We start from the raw sequence: 24684 nt of genomic DNA, 5'->3' as shown, positions 1-24684 counted from the left end.
TTTTTGCTCGGGGCCAGAGGGATTCCGCCACATGAGCGAGGAACACGACATGCCCCCCACCACCTCCGCGAACGACACCACCGGCACCACTGACGCCGCGGGCACAGAGGACACCGCCGGCACCCCGGTCGACGACATCGCCGAGCTGCGCAAGGAGATCGACTGGCTCGACACCGAGATCCTGCGGCTGGTCAAACGCAGGGCCGAGGTCTCGCAGACGATCGGCGCCACCAGGATGGCCGCGGGTGGCACCCGCATCGTGGTGAACCGGGAGATGGACGTGCTCGCGCGCTACCGGGACCTCGGTCCGGAGGGTCGCAAGATCGCGATGGCCCTGCTCGCGCTCGGCCGGGGACCGCTCGGCAGATAACCATTGCGAATCTCAGGGTTCCCACCGATCCGGGAGGTGCCGGACGCGGGCACACTGGTGACATGGTGCTCAACCTGATCGCGGTCCTCATCGCCATCGCATCGGTCCTGGCTGCCCTCGGACACGCCGGATACCTCGCGATGCTCACCTCCGCCGCCGCCAAACGGGCAGGCGGCACGCCTGTCGCCCAGTACGTCCGCAGCCGGTGGCCGATCGCCGGTGTCACCACCGCCGGCGCGCTGCTCGCGTGGATCCTGACGAACGGGACCGGGTTCGCCGACGTGCTGGCGATCCTGCTCGCTGCCGGGTCGGGCGGGGTCGCCGTGAAGGCGCTCCAGTCGACGCAGCAGCGGTACCGCACCGGCGAATAGGTTGCGGGGCGTGCGCACGCCACCCGATGGGGTGACACGTTGGGGACATGCGCACCCAGCCCTTCACACCGACCGCAACCACATACCCTGGCTTGGGTGAGTACCGCGAACGTTCGGTCGGCGCTGGTGGTCACCGCACATCCTGACGACGTCGACTTCGGCGCCGCCGGCACGGTCGCGGTGTGGACGTCGGCCGGGATCGAGGTTTCCTATTGCATCTGCACGTCCGGCGAGGCCAGTGGTGACGGCTCGCCGGGCATGGCAGCGGTGCGGGAGGCCGAGCAGCGGGCCGCCGCCGCACACGTCGGCGTCGAGGACGTCACCTTTCTGGGTTACCCGGACGGCGCCGTCACGGCGTCGCTCGAGCTGCGCCGCGACATCTCCCGGGTGATCCGCCGCGTGCGCCCCGGCCGGGTGCTCACCTGGTCGCCGGAGATCAACTGGGACTTCGTGCCCACCTCGCACCCCGACCACCGCGCGGTCGGCGAGGCCGCGTTCGCGGCCGTGTACCCGGACGCCCGCAACCCGTACGCGCACCGGTCGCTCCTCGACGATGAGGGTCTCGAGCCGTGGTCCGTGCGTGAGCTGTGGCTGGCCGACGGGCCGTTGCACCTGCGGAACCAGCCGGTCGACATCACCGCCGCGTTCGACAAGAAGATGGCCGCGCTGCGCTCCCACTCGTCGCAGGCGGGTCCCGCGGGCGAGGCCATCGAGCAGGACCTCCGGCAGTACCACGCGGCCACCGCGGCCCAGTTCGGGCTGGATGAGGGCCGTCTCGCGGAAGCGTTCCAGCTCGTCGACACCAGCCGTTAGGTGATCAGTCGGTCGCAGCGCGTCACGAACCGGAGGGAGCGGAGTCACACAGTCATGACAAGCGGGGGCTGGTACAGCCAGGACCAACGTCATGGGCGGCACCGTCAGGGCGCGACGGGTGCGGCATGGACGCCGACGGTGCGCCCCACCGACTCCACCCCGGCCCACGCGCGGTACGACGGCGTGTCCGCCTTCCGGCCGGCGGACACGGGCCCGCCGTCCGCGTGGCCGACCAGTGAAGTACTGACCCGCCGCCCCGGCTGGCCTGCGGACCCCGAGGTGCCGAAGGCCCGGACGGCGACCGACGCACCCGCGTGGCCCGCGCCCCGGCACCGCGCCGAGCTGGGCCTGGCCCGCGTACCCCGCGGCCCGCTGTCGCCCAGGCCGGCGCAGTCCCCGCCGAGCTTCCTGCGGGAGCCCATCGTCGGCCGGAACGTCCCCGCGCCGCCGCCCCGGCACGCCGAGCCGGACATGGCCGACACCGTGCCCATCGGCCGCGGGGCACGGCACAGCATGGGCGAGCCGCCCGACGCGGAGTCCGGCGCCGTCGCGTACGCGCTGCCCGAGGCGCCGGTGACCGGCCTGCGCAAGTTCGACCTCGGCACCGTGCCCGCCTCGGTCACGCCGCCGAGGAGCTGGCGCAAGGCCGCCTGGTTCGCCGTCAGCACGTCCGCCGCGGTGGCACTGGGCCTGACCGTCGCCACGACCGAGCTGATGAGCAGGCCGGTCAACGACGGCGCGCTGATCGACGCGCTGCCTGCTTATCCGACCGGACCGCTGACGCTGGCCGAGCTGCCCCACGAGGCGACGACGTCCGACGCGCAGACCACCGCCACGCCATCGAGGCCGAGCGACAGGCCGGGTCCGGGGGACGCGACCACGCCGGCGTCCCAGGACAGCCCGCCTCGGGACACGGTCATCGGCAGCACCACCGGTGAGGAGTCGGTCGTGCCGACCGAGCCGCCGAGCGAGGGCGCGACCACCCCGCCGCCGACCACGCCCAGCGAACCGACGCGGCGGACCGTCGGTCTCGCCGCCGTGACGCCGACCGACCCGGCGAAGATGGGCGACCGCACCCAGGAGTACTTCGAGCTGGTCACCACCGACCCGGCGGCCGCGCACGCGATGACCACCGGCAGCATGGCCCGCGAGGGCGCGGACGGCATCGCGGCGCGCTACGACGGCGTCGAGCGGATCGAGGTCCAGGAGATCACCATCGACCGCAACGAGGCCATCACCACGTCCAAGGTCAAGGTCGTCCACAAGGACGGCACGGAGACCGTCGAGCACCGCCAGCTGACCTTCACCTGGGGTGGCGACCCGAAGATCACCGGCGAAACCACTACAGAGTGACCTAGATCATACTCCATTCGAGTGAAGATCCCGCCGTCAAGCAACCCCGTTCGGGTGATCCACTTCGATTGACTAGCGCCAGGACAGCGGACCGGAGTACCAGTGGCCCCTAACGCTACGCACGGAGGCCATCACACAGTGGACCGACTGACGACCGGTCGGCGGCACGCACGCGCCGGCTCGGTGACCGTCACGGAGCTGCTCATCAGACAGGCGTCACCAGCGCGCTGCACCGACAGCTCCCCAGCAGAGCCGGACGACATCACCGACACGATCCCGGTGGTCGCCCCGGCCTCGCACCGGCGACCGCCCGCACGGAACACCCAGTTCGCCAAACTGGCGAGCATCGGTGTCGCCGGCGTGGTGCTGTGCGGCGCGGTCACCGTGTCGTCGATGATCTACCAACAGCGACGCGAGAACGCGCAGTCCGCGGTGAGACCCGCGGTCCAGATCACCGGTGACCAGGCACTTCTGCCCGACCGGCTCGACCGGGGACTGCCGAGGGCCTACGTCCCGGCGGAGTCGCCGCGGCAGGTCCCGCCCACCGATGGAGCGAGTGCGGCGACCGCCGCGCCGAGCACGACCCCTCCGCCCTCGGCACCCGTCACGCCCGTGCACGCGCCGCCCGGCGGCACGACCGCCAGCGCGAACACGGACGACGACGAGGCCGGCCCGGCGAACGACCTGGCACTGGTGCGCGAGTTCTACGAGAACCTGCCTGGCGCGCCCGCCGCCGCGTTCCAGCTCCTGTCCCCGGAACTGCTGAACAGCAGCCTTGGCGAGTTCCTCCAGTCGTGGTCGCTGGTCGTCGCGATCGACTCGCTCGAGCTGGTCCAGCAGGCCGACGGCGTGCTCGCCACTGTGCGTATGCGCCTGCTGGGCGGCGGGCACCTGCGCATCCAGCAACTGCTCACGGTCGCGGAAAGCCCCCGTCGGATCGTCGGGGTACAGCTCCTGTCAGCGCAACGCAACTGAACCGGTAGCCTGCGACCCCCTGCTCATTCAGCCCGCAATACCAAGCACGTTTCCGGTGTGCACGATGTGGTCCCTGTTCGTGCGCGCAGAGTGAACGCCTAGCCTGGTGCGGGTTGGCGCACGCGGGGCCAGACAGCCGTTCCCAAAATAATCCCGGAGTCGGCATGTACACCGATCACCTGCAGGCAGGGGGGACTCGGCGCGATGACCGATGAAGGTCGCCTGGTCGCCGGCCGTTACCGCCTGGTGCACCGCATCGGAACCGGTGCCATGGGCGTCGTGTGGACGGCGCACGACGAGAGACTGAACCGCACCGTCGCCGTCAAGAGACTGCTGCTCCAGCCCGGCCTCCCGCCGGAGGAGCAGGCCGAAGCCGTCGCGCGGTGCATGCGCGAGGGTCGCATCGCCGCCCGCCTGCACCACCCGAACGCGATCTCGGTGTTCGACGTGGTCGACGAGGACGGCGCGCCCTGCCTGATCATGGAGTACCTGCCGTCGAAGTCCCTCGCGATGGTGATGTCGGAGCGCGGCCCGCTCCCCGCCCGTGAGGTGGCGCGGATCGGCGCCCAGTCGGCCGCCGCGCTGGCGGCCGCGCACGCGGCGGGCATCGTGCACCGGGACGTCAAGCCGGGCAACATCCTGCTCGGCGACGACGGCACCGTGAAGATCACCGACTTCGGCATCTCGCGGGCCAGCGACGACGTGACGGTCACCAAGACCGGCATGATCGCCGGCACGCCCGCCTACCTGGCGCCGGAGGCCGCGGTCGGCAACGACCCGACGCCCGCGTCGGACGTGTTCTCGCTGGGTTCGACGCTGTACGCGGCGGTCGAGGGCGAGCCGCCGTTCGGGCTGACGGAGAACACGCTGCAGCTGCTCCACGCGGTCGCGGCCGGCCGGATCAACCCGCCGCAGCTGGCGGGCCCGCTCACCGGTGTGCTGGTGGCGATGCTCGCGGCCGAGCCGGAGCAGCGGCCGACGACGTCGCGGACCAGGGACCTGCTGCATTCGGTCGCCATGGGTGAGGTGCCGGACGTCCCGCTGCCGATGGCCTCGGGTACCCGCCAGACCGAGCTGATCGACGACTACGACGACTACGACGACGGGTACTACGGCGACTCGGCCACGCAGATGGTCGGCACCGACGACCGGACCCGGGCCGTGCGCGCATCGCGGGTGGGCCCGCCGCCTCCTCGGCCGAAGAAGTCCCGCGCGCCGATCGTGGTGGGTGCCGGGCTGGCGCTGGTGGCCGTGATCGCGGCGGTGGCGTTCCTGATGTCCGGCCGGGACAACAACGAGACGCCGACGACCGATCCGAGCCAGACGAAGCAGACCCAGTCGAGTGAGGTCGTACCGACGTCAGAGCTGACCACGTCATCCGAGCCGACGACGGTCGAGGAAGAGCCGGAGCCGACGACCACCACGACCACACAGCCGCCGGTGACGACCACGACGGTCGGAGCCGAAGGCTGATGGTGCACTTTCGGGGGGTCACTCCATGACGGCGGAGGGTGCGCTCGTCGCCGGGCGATACCAGCTGGGCCGCCAGATCGGCAGCGGCGCGATGGGCATCGTGTGGCAGGCGCACGACGAGCGGTTGCACCGCACGGTCGCCGTCAAGCAGCTGCTGCTGCAGCCCGGTCTCTCGGCCGCGCAGGCCGAGGAGGCGCGCCGAAGATGCATGCGGGAAGGGCGGATCGCGGCACGACTGACGCATCCCAACGCCATCACGGTGTATGACGTCGCGGAACACGACGGCGACCCGTGGCTGATCATGGAGTACCTGCCGTCGAAGAGCCTCGCGACGGTGTTGACCGAACAGGGCACCCTGCCACCCACCGAGGTCGCGCGGATCGGCGCGCAGGTGGCGTCGGCGCTGGTCGCCGCACACGCCGCGGGCATCGTGCACCGCGACATCAAGCCGGCGAACGTGCTGCTCGGCGACGACGGCACAGTGAAGATCACCGACTTCGGCATCTCCCGCGCCACCGGTGACGTGACGGTCACCGCGACCGGGATGCTCGCCGGTACCCCCGCGTACCTGGCCCCCGAGGTCGCGAAGGGCGAGGACCCCAAGCCCGCGGCGGACGTCTTCTCGCTGGGTTCGACCCTGTACACGGCGATCGAGGGCCACTCCCCGTTCGGACTGAGCGAGAACACCCTGGCGCTGCTGTACGCGGTGGCGGCGGGCAAGATCACGCCGCCCAGGCAGGCCGGTCCGCTGACCGCGCTGTTGATGCAGCTGCTGCGGGTGGAACCGTCCGAGCGGCCGTCGCTGACCGTGACCAGGGACAGCCTGCTGGCGGTCGCCGACGGCAGGCAGCCGACGCTCAGCGCCGCCGCGGCGCCAACCGACCGGATCGCCGGCAACCGGCTGCCCGCGCGTCCGCCCGTCCCGCCGCCCACCCCGCCGAGGTGGTCCGCGCCGCCTCCGCCGGTGGCAGCGCCCCCGCACGAGGGCACGCGGCTGGACGTGCACCCGTTCGCGGAGCCGGTGCCGAGCGGCCCGATCATGCGGGAGCAGACGCCGCCCCCGCCGCAGCAGCGGCCCGCGGCGGCCCCGGGTGCCTCGCGGGTGCGGTCGATCGTGCTGACGGTGCTGGCGATCATCGCGGCGGCGCTGGTGGGGATCCTGGTGGCGAGCCTGCTGGCGAACACCAACGACGACAACGGCGCGGCGCCATCACCGTCGGCCACCTCTGCCACGTCGGCGACCTCTGCCACGTCGGCCACCTCCGAGGAGCCGACGCCGGAGGACTACGAGGCGGCGGTCCGGGACTACTACGACCGGCTCCCGGACGACGTGGACGCGGCGTGGGCGATGATGACGGCGAACGCGCAGGAGAAGTCCGGCGGTGTGCGGGCGTACAAGCGGTTCTGGAAAACCGTGGAGTCGGTGGACGTGGTGTCGACGACCGCGTCGGGCGCCGTCGTCGACGCGACGCTCGAGTTCGTGACGAAGCGGGACCGGACGTCCACTGAGGAGTACCGGCTGACGCTTGTCGAACAGGACGACGAGCTGCTGATCGACTCCTACAAGAAGCTGGGCAACGCGTCCGACGAGGACGACGAGGACGACGGCTGAGCCGTCCGGTCCTGGTCCTGTTGTTGTGCTTGGGGCGGCCGCCAGCCCCCGATCACCAGCGTAGCGGCGCGCACCGACAACGACGGTCGCCGCGAGGGCAGTTGTCCACAGCAGGGTGAGTTGTCCACAGTTCGGCTCGCGCGCTGGATTCTGCCGCCGTCAACTGGTAGACTGGCAAGGCGGGACGCCCACGGGACAGGGTGGGGGTTGCGTTCCGGCTGGTTCGCGGAGTTTGTGCAGGTCGGGTGCGTGGTTGGGCCGGCTCCGGCTGCTTCGGGGATCGCCGGGGACCTCTTCTGATCTTTCAGTTTTGCTAACGCGTCAGTGTGCTTCTATTTGCTTGTCCTACCGGGCCGCCGAGTGCACCGTGGGTCTCGTGATCCGTGGTGGTGGTGCGACGCTCGTTCGCATGGGGCTGTTGGCGTTGTTCTGGGGGTCCAGTTTTCTCTGGATCAAGATGGGGCTCGCCAGTTTCACGCCGGTCCAGATGACCTTCGTGCGGCTCGTGCTCGGGGCGGCCGTGCTCGTCACGCTCTGCTGGGGTGGTCGGCGCAGGCTGCCGCGCGACCGGCGGCTGTGGGGGCACCTCACCGTCGCCGCGTTGATCGGGAACGCCATTCCCTTCACGCTGTTCGGTATCGGTGAGCAGACCGTCGACTCCGGGGTCGCCGGGGTGCTCAACGCCACGACCCCGCTGTGGGTGCTGCTCATCGCGATCGTGCTGCGGTCCGAACAGGACCTGTCCGCCGCGAAGATCAGCGGGCTCGTGCTCGGGTTCGTCGGTACCCTGCTGATCTTCTCGCCGTGGGAGGCGGAGGTCGCGAGCTGGGGCGCGCTGATCATCCTCGTCGCCGCGATCTGTTACTCGATCAGCTTCGCCTACATCGGGAGGTTCGTGTCCGGGCGCGGGGTCGCGCCGATCGCGCTGTCCGCGTCGCAGATCCTCGCCGCCACCGGGCTCATGGCGCTCGCCCTGCCCTTCGACGGGTTCGCGCCGATCCACCTGCGCTGGGACGCGGCCATCGCGGTCCTCATCCTCGGGATCTTCGGCACCGGGTTCGCGTTCGCCCTCAGCTACCGGCTCATCACCGACGAAGGGCCCACCAACGCGGCCACCGTCGGCTACCTGCTGCCGGTCGTGTCCGTCCTGCTTGGCGCGTTGTTCCTCGACGAAACCCTGACACCGCACGTGATCGCGGGCATGGTCGTGGTGCTCGGCGGGGTGTCGCTGACCAGGGTGCGGCGCCGGCGGCCCATACCGGCGGCGCCGACCCCGGTCGTCGCGGTCAGCCGACCTTAGGCCACGGCACGTCCGGCAACGCGTTCAGCAGCGGCACCAGCAGCGCCTCCTCACGATCCAGGTGCGCGGTCAGTGCCACGTCCAGACGGTCGAAATCGTCCGGGGACGGGCTGTCCTGTGCCGCGAGCACCGACAGCTCACCACGCAGCCGCGCGACCTTCACGTGCTCGGCCCGCAACTGCTCCAGGACCGGGCCCAGCTCGGGGAAACGCTGCTGCAGGAACGAGAACACGGCGTAGTCCTCGCCCATGTGGTGCCGCTCCAGGCCGACGCAGAACGCGAGACAGTTGCTGCGGAGGTCGTCGGTGAACTCGACCTCGGCGCCGGACCGCAACGCGGCCAGCTCCTGGCGGAACCAGCCGTGCAGCGCGACGAGCTCGTCGCCCGCCGCCCGGACGCGCACGACGTCGGGGTCCTCCGGGTGCAGCACGACGACCGGCAGCACCCGGCTGGTCTGCCGCTGGTAGTCGGCGTAGCCGGGTGCGGTGTCGAGTACCACGTCGAACAGCCGGTCACGTTCCTCCTCGGCCGCGGCCACGGCGATCGCGGTGCGACGGCCGTCGACGGTGACGCGCGGGTTGGCCTTCAGGTTGTGGAACCAGGCCGGGTGCCGCGACGCCCCGCCCGCGGACGCGACGACGAGCAACGTGTCGCCGTCGGGCACCGCGCCGATCTCGACGGTGTGGGACCGGCCGCTGCGCGCGCCGGTCGTGGTCAACGAAATGATCAAAGTTCCTCTTCCGGGTTCGGGTGAACGAGCACAGGCGAGTGCGCGGCGTCTCCCGATCGCCAAAAGGACAGAGCTGTGCAGGGAGGAGGGGATGACCGCGCGGGCGTCAGCGGTCAGGCGGCGCCGATGTTGTGGTTGGCCACGGACATCATCCCCTTGGAAAGTTGGGTGCTCGCCCACCCTCGCCCTTGTGCTGGCGAGGCCACGCGGCACCCGGCCATTGAACCAGCCAAGACTGGAGATGGTCCAGACCGGCGACGCCACACGGGGACCCGAGGACACCGGCAAAGTCAGGGCACGGCTTTCACGCACCCGTCCGTGGCCGCCGCGCCGCCGACGATGCCCTGAAAGACGCTTTTGGGGCACTGAGCGTCACGAAAGCGTCTTTCAGGGCACAAACCGCCGCTCCGCGGCGCCCGCAGAACCGAAACCGGCCGGAACGCAACCCCCACCCTGTCCCGGGGGCGTCCCGCCTTGCCAGTCTACCAGCTGGAGGTGGCGAAATCCAGCGCGTCAGCCCAGTTGTGGACAACCGGGTCGGCTGTGGACAACTCGGGTCGCGCCGGGCCGGGATGTCGGTGCTGTGCCGTAGCGTGGTGACCGGGGGCCGGCGGCCGCCCCTACTTCAGCGGTTCCTGCAGTTCGGTGACCCATGTCGAGCAGTCGCCCATCGCCTCCAGGTACACCTCGCGGTTGTAGCCCGCCGACGTGTGGCCGTTCTCCTCGATCCACGTCGCCAGCGTCTGGATGGTCGACAGCACGTTGTCCATGTCCCCGTGGTGCACGATCGTCGCCGCGCGTTCGATGCCCGGCAGGTCCACCACGGTCGCGCCGTCCACCGCCGGGACGTTGACCGGGCACGCGGCGTGCACCAGCACCCCGCCGTCCTCGGCGTCCTCGTAGTAAGCGATCCCCGGGCCCACCGGCTCGACCCCGGCCGCCTGCAGATAGCCGTGCAGCTCGTCGTACAGCGGCCCGATCACCGGGCCGACCGACCCCGGCTCGAAGCTCGCGGCCACCCCCGTGACCTCCGCGACCCGCACCGGCGGAACCTTTTTGACCTGCACATCCTGGACCGGCATGGCGCCCTCCGTCTCAATCGAACGGAGCCTCGCCTCGATGGCCGTCAGCCTGGCCCGGTCCGCCACGATCCGGGTCTGCAGGTCGGCCTGCCGCAGCCGCAGCATGCCACGCAGCTCGTCGATCCCGACCTTGTCGTCGATGATCGTCGCGACCTGCTCCAGCGTGAAACCCAGGTCCTTCAAGGCGACTATGCGGTTCAGGCGCGACAGCTGCCCGGCCTCGTACCCGCGGTACCCCGAATGCGGGTCCACGCGTGCGGGCCGCAGCAGGCCGATCGCGTCGTAGTGCCGCAACATGCGGACCGACACGCGGCCGTGTCTGGCGAAGTCTCCGATACTGAACATGACGGGCCCAGGTCTATGACCTCACACCGTGTGAGAGTCAATGACGATGTTCGCTCCGCAAGCTCGACAATGACGATGTTCGCTCCGCAAGCTCCGCTCAGACAAGCCGTCGGTCCGAAGCCCAGCGGGACAGCTCGTACCGGTTCGACAGCTGCGTCTTGCGCAGGACGCTCGACACGTGCGTCTCCACCGTCTTCACCGAGATGAACAGCTCCGCCGCGATCTCCTTGTACGCGTACCCGCGGGCGAGCAGCCGCAGCACGTCGCGTTCGCGCGGGGTCAGCAGGTCCAGCTCCGGGTCGGAGATCGGTGCGGCGCCGGGCCGGTCGGCGAACGCGTCCAGCACGAAACCCGCCAGGCGCGGGGAGAACACCGCGTCGCCCTCGGAAACCCGCACGACCGCGCGGACCAGCTCGTGGCTGGAGATCGTCTTGGTGACGTACCCGCGCGCACCGGCCCGGATGACCGCGATGACGTCCTCGGCCGCGTCGGACACCGACAGCGCCAGGAACACGACCTCGGGGTTGTCGGGCCGCGACCGGCGCAGCACCTCGGCGCCGCCGCCGTCGGGCATGTGCACGTCGAGCAGCACCACGTCCGGTTTCTTGTGCGCGATCCCGGCGACCGCCTCACCGACCGTGCCCGCCTCACCGACGACCTCGACCTCGTCGGTGATGGAGTCCAGCTCGGCACGCACCCCGGCCCGGAACAGGCCGTGGTCGTCCACCAGGAACACCCTTACGGGCTTCTCCGCCATCGCTGACACCCCTCTACGAACCGGCAGTTACGAACCGACACTGACACGCGGCATGCGCAGCTGCACCTCTGTGCCCTCGCCGGGCGCGGTCCGCAGGCGCAGCTCACCGCCGTTGCGCTCCATCCTGCCCCGGATGGAGTCGGCGAGGCCATGCCGGTCGGCGGGAACGGTGTCCGGATCGAAGCCCTTGCCGCGGTCACGCACGAAGATCTCGACGGTTTCCGGCTCGACCTCGGCGTACACGCTGACCTCGCCGACCCCGGCGTGCTTGGCGGCGTTGACCGCCGCCTCACGGGCCGCGTACACCAGGCCGGTCAGCCGCTCGTCGAGCTGGCAGTCGCCGACGACGACGTGCTGGACCTTGACCGCGAACTGGTCCTCGACCTCACCGCAGGCCCGTTCGATCGCCTCGGACAGCGACGTGGCCTCCGGGGTGCCACCAGCGCCACCGGCCTGCGCGCCCTCGACGGGACGGCCGCGGCCGTAGCCGGACGGGCCGTACAGCCAGCTGCGCAGTTGCCGTTCCTGGCCCCGCGCCAGGCGCAGCACCTCGCGCGGCGCCTCGGACTGCTTCTGGATCAGCGCGAGCGTCTGCAGCACGGAATCGTGGAGATGCGCGGCGATCTCGGCGCGTTCCTCGGTGCGGATGCGCTGCGTGCGCTCCTCGCCGAGGTCGCGGACCAGCCGCAGCCAGAACGGGACGGTCAGCACCGCGACGCCGACCAGCGCGGCCAGCACGGCGGCCAGCGCGAACTGCATCTGGTCGAGGTTCACGCTGCGGGCCAGGAACACCACGATCCCCGTGACGACCAGCATCCCACCGGTCAGCACCCGCACCAGCGCGGACCGGCCGCCGGACCCGACGACCGCGCCGACGACACCGGACTTGGTCCAGCGGCGGCGCTGCTGCTCGTCGGCCTCCCGCCAGACCAGTGCGGCACCGACCAGGGTGACCGCGATGCCACCGGCGACCCAGCCGTTGAGCATCCCCGACAGCGCGCCGACACCGACGGCGAGGCCGATGCCCATCGCGAGCAGGCCGCGGGCCTGCTGCTTCTCCTTGACGGTGACCTCGACGGGCTTCGGCTCGTTGCGGGCCTGCGGGACGAACACCCACAGCAGGCCGTAGGCGAGCACACCGGCGCCGCCGAACGCCGCGAGCAGCGCGAACGCCATGCGGGTCCACAGGACGCCGATGCCGAGGTGGTCGGCGATCCCGCCCGCGACCCCCGCGACGGCACGACCGGTCCGCCGGCGACGCACCTTCAGGTCGTCGTCGGCCTGGTCCCGCGCCACGCGTTCGAGGTCCGCGTCCACCACCGGCTCTCGTATCTCGGCCTGCACAGTCACTGTGCCATCGTCACACGGGTCCGCGCGCGCTCCATCAGGGAAAAACCCGGACCGTGGGGTTCAGGGTGATTCCCGGATGTGCTGGACCGGGGTGCCGACGCATGCTGTCTACCGTGAGTGCGACACAGAGACCGGGCGGCGCGATGCGCGCCGAGGACGCGGTCAAGGACTTCTGGGCCACCCGACCGCGGCGACCGCGACGCGGCCGGAAGATCGCAGGCGTCTCCGCGGGCATCGCCAACCGGTACCGGATCGACCCGGTGCTGGTGCGGGTCGGGTTCGTCGTGGCCACCATCTACGGCGGTGCGGGGATCCTGTTCTACCTGCTCGGCTGGCTGTTCCTGCCCGAGGAGGACGACGAGGTGTCGCCCGCGGAGTCGCTGCTCGGCAAGGGCCGCAGCTCGACGTCGTCGGGGTTCACCATCCTGCTGGGCATCGTGCTGGTGCCGGTGCTGGGCTGGTTCTTCGGTGGCTCGCCCATCGGGACCTTCCCGACGTGGATGAGCCTCGTGGTGATCGGCGGGCTGCTGTACCTGCTGCACCAGAGCCGCGGCCACCTCGGCCCTCGGCCCTCGGCGCCGCAGGCGGAAACGGCCATGCCGACGATGCCGATGACGTCGGCGCCGATGTCGATGCCGATGTCGATGCCGCCCCCCATGCCGACGCCACCCGCCGCGGCACGGGCCGACGTGCCGTTCACGCCGCTGGCCGGTGCGCCGGTCGACGTGACACCGCCGGTGGACGACCGCACCACGCCACCCGCGTGGGACCCGCTTGGCGCGGCGCCGTTCGCGTGGGACCTGCCGGAGCCTGCCGCGCCGGAGCCGGAGGAGCCGTCGGAGCCGCCCGTCAAGAAGCGCAGGTCGCGGGTCGGCACGATGACGGTCGGGCTGGCGCTGGTGGCCGCGGCGGGCATGGCGTTCGCGATGGGCGGGTGGATCACGCCGCAGCACATCGTGGGTGTGGTCCTGGCGATCCTCGGTCTCGGCATGGTGGCCGGCGCGTTCGTCCGCGGCGGCCGCGGCCTGATCGCACTGGCGGTGCCCCTGTCGGTGGCGGGGCTGGCGCTGACGGTCGTGACGCCCGGTGAGTACCGCGGCTTCGGCGACCTGACCGCGCAGCCGATGGCGCTGTCACAGGTGGAACGCGAGTACGAGCGATCGGTCGGCAACGTGACCGTCGACCTGACGCAGCTGCCGGCGTCCTCGGCAACGGCCGATGAGGTGCTGGAGGTCAAGGCGCGCACCGACATCGGGAACGTCGAGGTGATCGTGCCCGCGGACGCGGACGTGGTCCTGACGTGCGAGACGGAGCGTGGCAACGCGAGCTGCCTCGAAGCGAGCGAGTCCGGCATCGAGTCGAAGATCGAAGACCTGGAAAGCCTGGGCAACGACGGGCCGGGCGGGCTGCGGATCGAGCTGAAGGTCGAAGCGAACACGGGGAACGTGGAGGTGCGTCGTGGCTGACCGCGACCAGAACGAGACCCGCCGGGGCTTCCCGGACCTGCTGACCGGCCTCGCGGGCATCGGGACGCTGCTGGTGTCGGCGTTCGTACTCACAGACGGCGCGTTCGAGATCCCCAACCCGACGTGGCTGCTGGCCGGCGGCGCACTGCTGGTGGGAATCCTGCTGCTGGCGTCGTCACTGCGCGGCAAGCGCTAGACACACGACGAGCGCCCCTCTTCACGAGGGGAGCTCGTCGTTGTGCTCACTCCCACTCGATGGTGCCCGGGGGCTTGGACGTCACGTCCAGCACGACCCGGTTGACCTCCGAGACCTCGTTCGTGATGCGGGTCGAGATGCGTTCCAGCACGTCGTACGGGAGACGGGTCCAGTCGGCGGTCATGGCGTCCTCCGACGACACCGGCCGCAGCACCACCGGGTGCCCGTAGGTCCGGAAGTCGCCCTGCACGCCCACGCTGTGCACGTCCGCCAGCAGCACCACCGGGCACTGCCAGATGTCGCGGTCGAGGCCGGCGGCGGTCAGCTCCTCGCGGGCGATCGAGTCGGCCGCACGCAGGATCTCCAGGCGCTCCGCCGTGACCGCGCCGATGATCCGGATGCCAAGGCCCGGCCCGGGGAACGGCTGCCGGTGCACGATCGTCTCCGGCAGGCCCAGTTCCAGGCCGACCCGGCGGACCTCGTCCTTGAACAGCTCGCGCAGCGGCTCGACCAGCTCGAACTGCAGGTCGTCCGGCAGGCCGCCGACGTTGTGGTGGCTCTTGATGTTCGCCGCGCCGGTGCCGCCGCCGGACTCGACGACGTCCGGGTACAGCGTGCCCTGCACCAGGAACCGGTAGTCGCCCTGCGCTTTCAGGTCCCGTTCTGCCTGTTCGAACACGCGGATGAACTCGCGGCCGATGATCTTGCGCTTGTGCTCGGGGTCGGTGACCCCGTCGAGTGCCGCCAGGAAGCGTTCGCGGGCGTCGATCGTCACCAGGTTCACCCCGGTCGCCGACACGAAGTCGCGTTCCACCTGGCCGCGTTCACCAGCCCGCAGCAGGCCGTGGTCCACGAAGACGCAGGTCAGCCGGTCGCCGATGGCGCGCTGCACCAGTGCCGCCGCGACCGCCGAGTCGACGCCGCCGGACAGGCCGCAGATCGCCCGCCCGTCACCGATCTGCTCGCGGATCTTCGCGACCTGCTCCTCCACTATGGACGCGATCGTCCACTGTGGCCGGATGCCCGCGACCTCGTGCAGGAAGCGGCGCAGCACCTCCTGGCCGTGCGGCGAATGCGCCACCTCGGGGTGGTACTGCACGCCCGCGAACCGCCGCGTGGTGTCCTCGAACCCCGCGACCGGCGCGCCGGAGGACGACGCGGTCACCGCGAACCCGGGCGGGGCCGCCGTCACCGAGTCGCCGTGCGACATCCACACCGGGTGCTTCGCGGGCAGGTCGGTGTGCAGCACACCACCGTCGGAGGCGAGGTCGGTGCGACCGAACTCACGTGCCCCGGTGTGCTCGACGGTGCCGCCGAGCGCCTGCGCCATCGCCTGGAAGCCGTAGCAGATGCCGAACACCGGCACCCCGGCCTCGAACAGCGCGGGGTCCACAGCGGGCGCGCCCTCTGAGTACACACTCGACGGCCCGCCCGACAGCACGATGGCCAGCGGGTCCTTCTCGAGCATCTCCGCCACCGCCGCGGTGTGCGGCACCACCTCGGAGTACACCTGCGCCTCGCGCACGCGGCGGGCGATGAGCTGCGCGTACTGCGCGCCGAAGTCGACGACGAGGACTGGCCGGTGGAAGTTGTCGGTCACGGCGACAGCATCGCACGAGGCCCAGTACCACAGCGGAACCACGGTGCCGGGAACTACGGTGGGGGTATGAACGCGACCGAGCAGCACCTGCCTACCCCGCGTCCTGCCTGGATCGCGGGCCGTGCCGAGCAGAGTGACCAGACCCTCGCCGTCCACCATCCGTTCGACGGGAACGAGATCGCGACCGTCTGTGTGCCGAACGCCGAACAGGTCGAGCGTGCGGTCGCGGCGGCCGTGGACGCGCAGCTGACCTTCCGGACCACGCCCGCGCACGTCCGTGCGGCCGCGCTGGACCACGTGTCCCGCCAGCTGGCCGCGCGTGCGGAGGAGATCGCGGAGATGATCACCGCGGAGAACGGCAAGCCACTCCGCTGGGCGGTACTCGAGGTGAACCGGGCGGTGTCGACGTTCCGGTTCGCCGCGGAGGAGGCCCGCCGCTTCTCCGGTGAGCTGCAGCGGCTGGACACCGACCCGAACGCGGAGGGGCGGCTCGCGGTGGTGCGCAGAGTGCCGCGCGGGCCGGTGCTGGGCATCGCGCCGTTCAACTTCCCGCTGAACCTGGTGGCGCACAAGATCGCGCCCGCGCTCGCGGCGGGCGCGCCGATCATCGTGAAGCCCGCGCCGCGCACGCCGCTGTCGGCGCTGCTGCTGGGTGAGCTGCTGGCCGAGACCGACCTGCCGGAAGGCTCGTGGTCGGTGCTGACGGTCGGCAACGAGGAGACGATGGCGCTGGTCAAGGACCCTCGGCTGCCGGTGGTGTCGTTCACCGGTTCCGGTCCGGTCGGCTGGTCGCTGATGGATGCCGCGCCGCGCAAGCAGGTCGTGCTGGAGCTGGGCGGCAACGGCGCGGCGGTCGTGTGCGCGGACTGGCAGGACCTGGACTTCGCGGCGAAGCGGATCGCGACGTTCTCCAACTACCAGGCCGGCCAGTCGTGCATCGCGGTGCAGCGGGTGATCGTCGAACGCCCGGTGGCGGAGGAGTTCCTGCCGAAGCTCCTGGACGCGATCGGCGCGCTGCGCACCGGCGACCCGCACGACCCGGACGTCGAGGTGGGCCCGCTGGTCGACGAGGCCGCGGCCGAACGCGTCGAGAAGTGGGTCAACGAAGCCGTTTCCTCGGGCGCGAAGCTCCTCGCGGGCGGCAAGCGCGACGGCGCGACGGTCGAGCCGACCGTGTTGTCCGAGGTGCCGTTCGACCAGAACGTGTGGGCCGAGGAGGTGTTCGGGCCGGTCCTGTCGGTGTCGGTCGTCGACAGCGTGGACGAGGCGTTCGCGCAGGTCAACGACTCGAAGTACGGGCTGCAGGCCGGTTTGTTCACCAAGGACGTGCAGGTCGCGTTCCGTGCGCGCGCCGAGCTGGAGGTGGGCGGCGTGATCGTCGGCGACGTGCCGTCGTTCCGCGCCGACCAGATGCCCTACGGCGGCGTGAAGGGCTCCGGGTTCGGCCGCGAGGGCGTGCGTTCCGCGATGGCGGACATGACCGAGGAGCGCGTCATGGTGCTCACCGGGCTGGAGCTCTAAACCGCCTGGGCGAACGTGAAGACCTTGTCCGGGTCGTACGTGGCGGCGACCTTCCGCAGGCGCGGGAGGTTGTCGCCGTAGTACGCATCAGCCCAGTTCGGCATGGTCGCGTCGATGTAGTTGACGTACCCGTGCGGCCCGGCCAGCTGCCCGAGCCCGTCCCGCACCTCGACCACGTCCTGGGCGCCGCCGGACGAGTAGATCTGCGCGGAGGCCAGGGCTTTCCGGTGCGGGAACGCGGTGTCACCTGGCTCTGTCCTGGCGACGGCGCCGCCGAGCCCGTCGAGCAGGACGTCGAGCCGGGCGCGGCCGTCCAGGAGGTGCACGAGTGCGGCCGGGTCGACGGCCGTGTTGAGCATCCGGGACGAGGCGGTGAACGAGGCGCGGCCGAGCTGCCCGCCCTCGGACTCCGGCCTGCACTGGGCGATGCTGCGCTGTGAGCAGTCGCCGAAGTAGCGCATGGCGTCGAGGAAACCCTTGCCTGCGATGAGGACCGACGACGCGCGCGGCATGGTGCGGAGCAGTTCCTTGCAGGTGGTCTCGTCGCCGACGAGCGCGCCGCTGACCCGGCAGGTGGGTGGTGAGCCCGCGGAGACGATGCAGTTCGACCACATCTCGTCGGGCTGCCGCGCGATCCACTCCTGCCAGGCGCCGACGACGTCGGCGGTGGCGCCCGAGGGGTACTTGAGCGAGAACACGGTCATGTCGGGCGCGGGCTCGGTGGCGAACATGAACGAGGTGACGACGCCGAAGTTGCCGCCCCCGCCGCCTTTGAGCGCCCAGAGGAGGTCGCCGTCGGTGACGGTGTGCTGTTCGCCGTCGGCGGTGACGACCTGCGCGGACACGAGCTTGTCGCAGGTCAGGCCGTACTTGCGGGCGGTGACGCCGATGCCGCCGCCGAGGGTGAGACCGCCGATGCCGACGGTCGGGCAGGACCCGGCCGGCAGCGCGCGACCGGCGTCGGCGAGCGCGCCGTAGACCTCCATGAGCCGGGCCCCCGCACCGATCCGCGCGGTGTCGCCGGTGACCTGGACGGAGGCCATGGGCCGCAGGTCGAGCACGAGACCCTTGTCGGGGGTGCTGTACCCGGCGTAGCTGTGCCCACCGGACCGCGCGGCGACCGGCATCCGCGCCAGGCGGGCGACGTCGATGCAACGCTGCACGTCGGCGACGCTGGTGCAGTGCGCGATGGCGGCGGGTTCGCGGTTGTCGAAGAGCGGGTTGTAGGACCGCGCCGAGATCGGGTAGCCGCTGTCACCGGGCAGGTCGAGGCCGCCGGGCAGCTGGGCGCGGAGCGCGTGCCAGTCGGGCGGGACGGGCGCCTGTGTGGTGGTGGCGGGCGGTGGCGTCGTGCTGGTGGTGCTGGTGGGCGACGCGTCACCGGGTTTGGGTGAACACGCCGCGGCCACCGCCCCCATCGCCGCGACCCCCATGAAACGCCGTCGATCGATCACCCCGACACCTCCCGTTCGATCAGACGTGTGGTGCGGAGACAGGTTGTCCGAACCACCCGATCGAGTGTCAGGTGCCGAACACGAAATGGCCCTGGCTGTACGAGTTACCAACCCGTTGCGCGGCGCAGGGCCTTCGTGATCAGCGGTGCTATGCCGCCCTGGGGTTCGGTCACCACCGCCGCTACATGTCCGTCCGGGCGTACCACCACCGCCTGCCGTGGGTTCAGGCGCAGCGCGTCCACCAGCACCGTGTCGTCCTCCTGGTCCAGTGGGATCACCTCGCCGACCACCGACCGCTCCCACTCGTCCGCAGGGCGCCAGTCACACCAGTGGGTCAGCACCACGAACGTGCCCAGCTCCCGGAACCGCTTGCCGCACATCAGCCGGGCGTCCGGGCACAGGCCGCCGCCGGTGGTCGTCAGTGGGGAGTCCGTGTACGTGAACGGCGTCGCCAGCTTGCCCGAGTCGATCTCCGGCCGGGCGGACTCGTCGTCGACCGCTCGGGTCAGCACGTCCAGGCGGCGTTCGCGGTCCTCCGGGGTTCGCGGCACCAGGAAACGCATCGTCTCGCCCGTGATGCGCAGGTTCTCCGCCGCCGCGGCTCCTCGTTCGTCGTCGTAGGAAGCCAGCAGCGCCGGGCCGGCCAGGTTCTCCCGGTCCAGGGCGATCTTCCACGCGAGGTTGTCCGCGTCCGCTATGCCGGAGTTCAGGCCGCGCGCACCGAACGGGCTCATCACGTGCGCCGCGTCGCCGGCCAGCAGGACCCGGCCCACCCGCATCCTCGGCACCCGGCGCTGGTGGAACCGGTACACCGACAGCCACACGATCTCGTAGTCCGCGTCACCGACGATCGCGCGGATCCGGGAGTCGAGATCCTCGTTCGCCAGGTCGAAATCCGCGGGCACCTGCCAGTCGATCCGCCACACCCCGCCGGGCTGTGGATGCAGCAGCACCTGCCTGCCCGGGTTCCACGGCGGGTCGAAGTAGAACCGCCGCTCCGGCTGCGCGAACCCGAGATCCGCGCGGATGTCGGCGATCAGGAACCGCTCGGCGAACGACATCCCGTCGAACGGGAGGCCCAGCAGGTCACGCACCGCGGAGCGGGGGCCGTCCGCCGCGACGCAGTGCGTGCCCCGGTACCCGGTGTCCGATGTGGACAGTGAGACGCCGTCGTCGTCCTGGCTGAGGTCGACGACCTCCTGGTCGTAGTACAGGTCGACGAGCGGCTCCTCCGCGATTCGCTGTTCCAGCAACAACTCCACGATCGTCTGCGGTGTGTTCACGAACGGCGGGAACGCGGCCTCGCCCACCTCGGGGAACGTGATCTCGCCGACGACGTGCTCGCGGTAGTAGGTGCGGCCGCGTGTCCAGGTGACCCCGACGTCGGCGACCTGCGAGCCGACCCCGGCGCGCTCCAGGACGTCGAGCACGTCGCGTTGCACGCAGATCGACCTGCTGCCGACCAGCTCACGACTCGGCGCCGCCTCCAGCACGGTGACGGGAACACCCTGCCGCGCGAGCAGCAACGCGGCCGTCATCCCGACCGGCCCGGCGCCGACGACCAGTACGCGCATCAGGAGTCCTTGAGCGCGGCCCAGACTTCCCGGTCGCGTTCGGCGGTCCAGATGCGCGGCCAGTCGATGCCGTCGAGTTCGTCCCAGTACCGCTGCACGTTGAACGGCAGGCAGTGCTCGAAGATCGGCCAGCCACCGAACTCGGGCGCGAGCGCGTCGTGTGCGGCCTGGAACGCGTCCTTTAGCGTGCCGCGCGCGGCGTGGGCGGCACCGACCGTGCGGCGCAGCTCGTCGAGGAAGTGCCTGCTCTGCGCGATGGCGGCGAACACCGCGTCCGCACCGGCCGCCACCGCCCCCCGGCCACCGACGAGCACCTCGGCACCCAGGCCCTGCACGTTGTCCAAAGTGGACGATGCCCATTCGGTGTGGAACGCGTCGCCGGTGTACAGGGCGGCCTGCGCCTCGACGAGGTCCCCGGCGAACAGGATCCGCTCGTGCGGCAGCCACGCCACGATGTCCCCCGCGGTGTGGCCGCGCCCGCAGTGCACGAGCACCAGTTCGCGGTCGCCGCCGAGCGGGATGACCATGCGGTCGGTGAAGGTGAGCGTCGGCCAGGTGAGGCCGGGAATGGAGTCGGGGTCCTCGAACAGCCGCGGCATGCGGGCGAACTCGGACGCCCAGTCCTCCCGCCCGCGCTCGGCGATGAGGCGTTTCGTCTCGGTGTGGGCGATGATCTCGGCGGCGCCGAACGCGCTGGCGCCGAGGACGCGGACGGCGTGGTAGTGACTCAGCACCAGGTAGCGCACGGGTTTGTCGGTCCGCTCCCGCAGCCTGCCGAGCCACCGCCGCGCGGCGACGGGCGTCGCGCGGGCTTCGAAGCAGACGACGAAGTCGGGGCCTTCGATGGCGCCGACGTTGGGGTCGCCCTCCGCGGTCAGCGCGTAGACCCCGGGCGCCAACTCGGCGAACGTCTCCTCCTTGGCGGCGAGATCCCCACTGGACGCGAACGCCATCTCGTACCCCACTCCGTCGTGACCACCTGCGAACGGAGCGTACCCACTGGATCAGTCGCCCGACAGCAAACGATGAGGGCGCCGTCGGGACGCCGCGGGTCTCGTCGCGCCCGGCCGGATCCCCGGCGGCCGCCCTACTTCAGCGGATCCACAGTGCGGCCGGGGCGTTCTCCGGGACCGCGGGAGCCCGCGGTGGCACCGGTGTCAGCCGCTCGTAACCAGCCGCCGGGCGCGGGTCGGGGTCGCCCTTGTTGGGCCAGAACGAGAACGCGCGCTCCGCCTGTGCGGTGATCGTCAGCGACGGGTTCACGCCCAGGTTGGCCGAGATCGCCGAGCCGTCCACGATCGACAGGCCCGGATAGCCGTGGACGCGGTGGTACGGGTCGATCACGCCGTCCTCCTCGGTGGCACCGATGGGGCAGCCGCCGATGAAGTGGGCCGTCAGCGGGATGTTGAAGATCTCGCCCCACGTGCCGCCCGCGATGCCGTCGATGTGTTTCGCGGCCAGTTGGTTCGCCTCGTAGCCCGCCGGGATGAAGGCCGGGTTCGGGTCGCCGTGGCCCTGGCGGGACGTGTACTTCCGCCTGCCGAACAGGCCGCGCAGGGTGTAGGTCGTGATCGAGTTGTCCAGGCTCTGCATCACCAGCAGGATCACGGTCCGCTCGCTCCACCGGCGCGTCCGCAGCAGCCGCGCCGTCCGCACCGGGTGCCGGACCATGAACCACGCCGCCTGCAGCCACCTGGGGGCCGCCGCGGCGCCGTCCGTCGCGATCGTCTGCAGCAGGCCCATGGCGTTGCTGCCCTTGCCGTACCGGACCGGCTCGATGTGGGTGGTCTCGTCCGGGTGGATGGACGACGTGATCGCGACACCGCGGCTGAAGTCGCGCTCCGGGTCGACCGACGTGCGGCCGGCGCCGATGATCGCTTCCGAGTTGGTGCGGGTCAGCTCGCCCAGGCGGCGGGACAGGCGAGGCAGGACACCCTGGTCCTTCATCGTGTGCAGCAGGCGCTGGGTGCCCCACGTGCCCGCCGCCAGCACCACCTGCCCGGCCGTGATCGTCGCCCTGGCCCGGCGGCCGGTGCGGCGCAGGTCCACCGCGTAGCCATCGGACAGCGGGCGGACCGCGGTCACCGTCGTCAGTGGGATGACCTTCGCGCCGTGCTGCTCCGCCAGGTACAGGTAGTTCTTCACCAGCGTGTTCTTCGCGCCCACGCGGCACCCGGTCATGCAGGAGCCGCACTCGGTGCAGCCCGTGCGGGACGGGCCCGCGCCACCGAAGAACGGGTCCGGGACCTCGAAGCCCGGCGTGCCGAAGAAGACACCAACGGGTGTCGGGTGGAACGAGTCGGCCACACCCATGTCCGCGGCGACCTTCTGCATCACCTCGTCGGCCGGGGTGATCGTCGGGTTCTCGACCACGCCGAACATCCTCGAGGCCTGGTCGTAGTGCGGCGCCAGCTCCGCCTCCCAGTCGGTGATGTGCGCCCACTGCTTGTCCGCGTAGAACTGCTTCAGCGGCCGGTACAGCGTGTTCGCGTACACCAGCGACCCACCGCCGACCCCCGACCCGGCCAGCACCATCACGTCGTTGAGCAGGTGGATCCGCTGGATGCCGAAGCACCCGAGCGCGGGCGCCCACAGGTAACGCCGCAGGTTCCACGACGTCGTGGCGAACTCGTCGTCCGCGAACCGCCTGCCCGCCTCGACGACCGCGACCCGGTAGCCCTTCTCCGTGAGCCGTAGCGCGGCGACGCTGCCGCCGAACCCGGAACCCACGATCACGACGTCGTAGTCGTGGGTGTTACCGGAAGTCCTACTCGCGAGTTCACCCATGCGTCGAGATTAGGCCTCGACGTCGCTCCGGACCAGCCCGTAGTGCACCAGGTCCCGCCGGACACCGCCGCGCAGCTGCGCGCCCCGCAGCACGCCCTCCCGCCGGAAACCGGCCTTCTCCAGGGCCCGCTGCTCGGCGACGTTGTCGATGTCGGTGCTGGCCTCGACGCGGTCCAGCTCGGTCGTGGCCAGCAGGTGCTCCACCAGCAACCGCTGCGCGGCCGTGCCGATGCCCCGGCCGCGAGCGGCCGGCAGCAAGCCGATGCCGATGTTCCACGCCGAGCACGACACGGTGCCGCCGTAGTCGACCGCGTGCCAGCTGACGCCGCCGAGCAGGTCACCGGTCCCGGCGTCGAGCACGCTGAACAGCGACGTCCGCGCAGGCCCGGCGACCCGCGGCCGGTCGTCCGGGTCGACGGCGAAGTCCCCGGCCGCCGCCACGTAGAACGCCTCGCGGTCGCCAGGGCCCGGCTCGGCCAGCACCACGCCGTCGCGTTCGATCACGACGTGCCGGTCCGCGGACTCCGCGTCCTCGATGGCGTCGGTGCGCAGCAGGCTGTAGGACAGCATGTCGCGGCGGCGCCCACCCCGCAGCTGACCACCGCGGATCAGGCCTTCCGGCCGGAACCCCGCCTTCGCCAGCACGCGCTGAGCCGGCACGTTCTCCCGGTCGGTGCTCGCCTCGATCCGGTCGATGTCGGTGGACGCGAACAGGTACTCGGCGAGCAACCGGGTCGCGGTCGTGCCCGCGCCACGACCCCGCACCTCCGGCACCAGCGCGAGCCCGATGTTCCACGCCTCGCAGGCCGCGGTCGGGCCGTAGCCGACGGCGTGCCAGCTGATGGCGCCGAGCAGCTGCTCGGTGGCCCGGTCGAGCACGACGAGCCGCTCCGAGGTCGGGTGGTGGCGCAGCGGCCGGTCGTCGGGATCGAGGTCGAAGTCGCTCGCGTACCGCTGCTCGCCCATCGCCTCGGCGTCGCCGGGCAGCGGGACGGCGAGCGCGATGCCGTCGCCGGTCGCGACGATCTCGCGGACTGCGTCCGGGTCGGGCAGGTCGGACCGCAGGATCGCGAACCCGACCATGTCGCGCCGCTCGCCGCCGCGCCGCTGCGCGCCCCGCAGCACGCCTTCGCGCCGCATGCCCGCCTTGCGCAGCGCCTTCTGCGACCGCACGTTCCCGACGTCGGCGCTGGCCTCGATCCGGTCCACCTCGGTGGTCGCGAACAGGTGCTCGATGAGCAGGCGCAATGCCGTCACGCCTGCGCCCTTGCCGCGTGCGGCGGGCAGCAGGCCGATGCCGATGTTCCACGCGGTGCAGGCGGCGGTGCGGCCGTAGCCGACGGCGTGCCAGTTGACCGAACCGAGCACGGCGCCGGTCTCGGCGGCCACGATCGCGAGCCGGTGTACCTCGAACGTGAAGTGCAGTGCCGGGCGGTCGTCCGGGTCGACGTCGTAGGCGCCGTCGCCCTGCTCGTCGAGCACCCGGCGGTCGTCGTCGGTCAGCTCGGCGAGCCCCACACCGTCCCGTGCGGCAACGATCTCTCCAGCCACGATG

General features: G+C 71.2%; 21 protein-coding genes. 11 read left to right on the top strand and 10 right to left on the bottom strand.

Translation table 11 applies throughout. From position 1 onward, the window contains the following. Positions 1 to 31 precede the first annotated feature (31 nt). The 8 genes from FHR82_RS41115 (at position 32) to FHR82_RS41080 (ending at position 8267) form a co-directional block, all read left to right on the top strand. On the top strand, positions 32 to 370 hold the full coding sequence (locus FHR82_RS41115) for a chorismate mutase (RefSeq protein WP_376706490.1): 339 nt from the start codon (positions 32 to 34) through the stop codon (positions 368 to 370). A gap of 65 nt (positions 371 to 435) precedes the next feature. After that, entirely contained in the window at positions 436 to 741 is a 306-nt protein-coding gene (locus FHR82_RS41110) for a hypothetical protein (RefSeq protein WP_184816156.1), read from the top strand. A 96-nt stretch (positions 742 to 837) separates the two neighbouring features. Next, positions 838 to 1554 (top strand): PIG-L deacetylase family protein, encoded by a 717-nt coding sequence (locus FHR82_RS41105; RefSeq protein WP_311771523.1) that lies wholly within the window; start codon positions 838 to 840, stop codon positions 1552 to 1554. A 138-nt stretch (positions 1555 to 1692) separates the two neighbouring features. After that, positions 1693 to 2907: a hypothetical protein gene (locus FHR82_RS41100; protein ID WP_184816063.1), complete on the top strand. Its 1215-nt coding sequence runs from the start codon at positions 1693 to 1695 to the stop codon at positions 2905 to 2907. Positions 2908 to 3045: 138 nt separating this feature from the next. Continuing rightward, the gene (locus FHR82_RS41095; protein WP_184816062.1) at positions 3046 to 3882 is read left to right on the top strand and encodes a hypothetical protein; all 837 of its coding nucleotides are present in this window, start codon (positions 3046 to 3048) and stop codon (positions 3880 to 3882) included. Between the two features lie 204 nt (positions 3883 to 4086). Beyond that, entirely contained in the window at positions 4087 to 5355 is a 1269-nt protein-coding gene (locus FHR82_RS41090; protein ID WP_184816061.1) for a serine/threonine-protein kinase, read from the top strand. Between the two features lie 25 nt (positions 5356 to 5380). After that, complete coding sequence (locus FHR82_RS41085; protein ID WP_184816060.1) at positions 5381 to 6967, top strand: serine/threonine-protein kinase; 1587 nt, start codon at positions 5381 to 5383, stop codon at positions 6965 to 6967. A 409-nt stretch (positions 6968 to 7376) separates the two neighbouring features. Then, a complete protein-coding gene (locus FHR82_RS41080) occupies positions 7377 to 8267 on the top strand; it encodes a DMT family transporter (protein WP_184816059.1) in 891 nt (296 codons plus the stop codon). Here FHR82_RS41080 and FHR82_RS41075 read toward each other — a convergent pair. The 4 genes from FHR82_RS41075 to FHR82_RS41060 all read right to left on the bottom strand — a co-directional run bounded on the left by FHR82_RS41075 (position 8254) and on the right by FHR82_RS41060 (position 12501). Then, positions 8254 to 9060: a nitroreductase/quinone reductase family protein gene (locus FHR82_RS41075; RefSeq protein ID WP_225943991.1), complete on the bottom strand. Its 807-nt coding sequence runs from the start codon at positions 9058 to 9060 to the stop codon at positions 8254 to 8256. The genes FHR82_RS41080 and FHR82_RS41075 overlap by 14 nt on opposite strands. Before the next feature lie 557 nt (positions 9061 to 9617). After that, complete coding sequence (locus tag FHR82_RS41070) at positions 9618 to 10424, bottom strand: MerR family transcriptional regulator (protein ID WP_184816057.1); 807 nt, start codon at positions 10422 to 10424, stop codon at positions 9618 to 9620. A gap of 97 nt (positions 10425 to 10521) precedes the next feature. After that, positions 10522 to 11181: a response regulator gene (locus FHR82_RS41065; protein WP_184816056.1), complete on the bottom strand. Its 660-nt coding sequence runs from the start codon at positions 11179 to 11181 to the stop codon at positions 10522 to 10524. A 27-nt stretch (positions 11182 to 11208) separates the two neighbouring features. Further along, positions 11209 to 12501 (bottom strand): ATP-binding protein, encoded by a 1293-nt coding sequence (locus tag FHR82_RS41060; protein ID WP_184816154.1) that lies wholly within the window; start codon positions 12499 to 12501, stop codon positions 11209 to 11211. 143 nt (positions 12502 to 12644) lie between these two features. Here FHR82_RS41060 and FHR82_RS41055 point away from each other — a divergent pair, with 143 nt between their 5' ends. Next, the gene (locus tag FHR82_RS41055) at positions 12645 to 13997 is read left to right on the top strand and encodes a PspC domain-containing protein (RefSeq protein ID WP_311771521.1); all 1353 of its coding nucleotides are present in this window, start codon (positions 12645 to 12647) and stop codon (positions 13995 to 13997) included. Continuing rightward, positions 13990 to 14193 (top strand): hypothetical protein, encoded by a 204-nt coding sequence (locus tag FHR82_RS41050; RefSeq protein ID WP_184816054.1) that lies wholly within the window; start codon positions 13990 to 13992, stop codon positions 14191 to 14193. The genes FHR82_RS41055 and FHR82_RS41050 overlap by 8 nt, the downstream gene beginning before the upstream one ends. A gap of 46 nt (positions 14194 to 14239) precedes the next feature. Here FHR82_RS41050 and guaA read toward each other — a convergent pair whose 3' ends face one another. Further along, positions 14240 to 15793 (bottom strand): glutamine-hydrolyzing GMP synthase, encoded by a 1554-nt coding sequence (guaA, locus tag FHR82_RS41045; protein ID WP_311771520.1) that lies wholly within the window; start codon positions 15791 to 15793, stop codon positions 14240 to 14242. 66 nt (positions 15794 to 15859) lie between these two features. Between guaA and FHR82_RS41040 the strand changes: the two genes are divergently transcribed. Further along, entirely contained in the window at positions 15860 to 17314 is a 1455-nt protein-coding gene (locus FHR82_RS41040; protein WP_184816052.1) for an aldehyde dehydrogenase family protein, read from the top strand. On the opposite strand, the gene FHR82_RS41035 is transcribed toward FHR82_RS41040, so the two are convergent. From FHR82_RS41035 to FHR82_RS41015, 5 genes are all read right to left on the bottom strand, one after another. Further along, positions 17311 to 18768, bottom strand: a complete 1458-nt coding sequence (locus FHR82_RS41035; protein WP_311771519.1) for an FAD-binding oxidoreductase — start codon at positions 18766 to 18768, stop codon at positions 17311 to 17313. The two genes, FHR82_RS41040 and FHR82_RS41035, sit on opposite strands and share 4 nt — an antisense overlap. A 104-nt stretch (positions 18769 to 18872) precedes the next feature. Beyond that, entirely contained in the window at positions 18873 to 20342 is a 1470-nt protein-coding gene (locus FHR82_RS41030) for an FAD-dependent monooxygenase (protein WP_184816051.1), read from the bottom strand. Next, positions 20342 to 21295, bottom strand: a complete 954-nt coding sequence (locus FHR82_RS41025; protein ID WP_184816152.1) for an MBL fold metallo-hydrolase — start codon at positions 21293 to 21295, stop codon at positions 20342 to 20344. Before FHR82_RS41025 ends, FHR82_RS41030 begins: the two co-directional genes overlap by 1 nt. A 139-nt stretch (positions 21296 to 21434) precedes the next feature. Then, positions 21435 to 23129 (bottom strand): FAD-dependent oxidoreductase, encoded by a 1695-nt coding sequence (locus FHR82_RS41020; protein WP_184816050.1) that lies wholly within the window; start codon positions 23127 to 23129, stop codon positions 21435 to 21437. 9 nt (positions 23130 to 23138) lie between these two features. Then, positions 23139 to 24680 (bottom strand): GNAT family N-acetyltransferase, encoded by a 1542-nt coding sequence (locus tag FHR82_RS41015; protein WP_184816049.1) that lies wholly within the window; start codon positions 24678 to 24680, stop codon positions 23139 to 23141. Between the last annotated feature and the right edge of the window lie 4 nt (positions 24681 to 24684).

Origin of the sequence: Actinophytocola algeriensis, from assembly GCF_014203735.1 — a bacterium.
In the GTDB taxonomy this organism is placed as follows: domain Bacteria; phylum Actinomycetota; class Actinomycetes; order Mycobacteriales; family Pseudonocardiaceae; genus Actinophytocola; species Actinophytocola algeriensis.
Note: the sequence above shows the minus strand (reverse complement) of the source record. Positions and strands in the feature narration are given on the sequence as shown.

Excerpts from the sequence above, each read along its gene's own strand:
- FHR82_RS41080 (WP_184816059.1), top strand. The coding sequence starts at position 7,377 with ATGGGGCTGTTGGCGTTGTTCTGGGGGTCCAGTTTTCTCTGGATCAAG.
- FHR82_RS41070 (WP_184816057.1), bottom strand. The coding sequence starts at position 10,424 with ATGTTCAGTATCGGAGACTTCGCCAGACACGGCCGCGTGTCGGTCCGC.
- FHR82_RS41025 (WP_184816152.1), bottom strand. The coding sequence starts at position 21,295 with ATGGCGTTCGCGTCCAGTGGGGATCTCGCCGCCAAGGAGGAGACGTTC.
- FHR82_RS41030 (WP_184816051.1), bottom strand. The coding sequence starts at position 20,342 with ATGCGCGTACTGGTCGTCGGCGCCGGGCCGGTCGGGATGACGGCCGCG.
- FHR82_RS41090 (WP_184816061.1), top strand. The coding sequence starts at position 4,087 with ATGACCGATGAAGGTCGCCTGGTCGCCGGCCGTTACCGCCTGGTGCAC.
- FHR82_RS41065 (WP_184816056.1), bottom strand. The coding sequence starts at position 11,181 with ATGGCGGAGAAGCCCGTAAGGGTGTTCCTGGTGGACGACCACGGCCTG.
- FHR82_RS41040 (WP_184816052.1), top strand. The coding sequence starts at position 15,860 with ATGAACGCGACCGAGCAGCACCTGCCTACCCCGCGTCCTGCCTGGATC.
- FHR82_RS41115 (WP_376706490.1), top strand. The coding sequence starts at position 32 with ATGAGCGAGGAACACGACATGCCCCCCACCACCTCCGCGAACGACACC.
- FHR82_RS41085 (WP_184816060.1), top strand. The coding sequence starts at position 5,381 with ATGACGGCGGAGGGTGCGCTCGTCGCCGGGCGATACCAGCTGGGCCGC.
- FHR82_RS41020 (WP_184816050.1), bottom strand. The coding sequence starts at position 23,129 with ATGGGTGAACTCGCGAGTAGGACTTCCGGTAACACCCACGACTACGAC.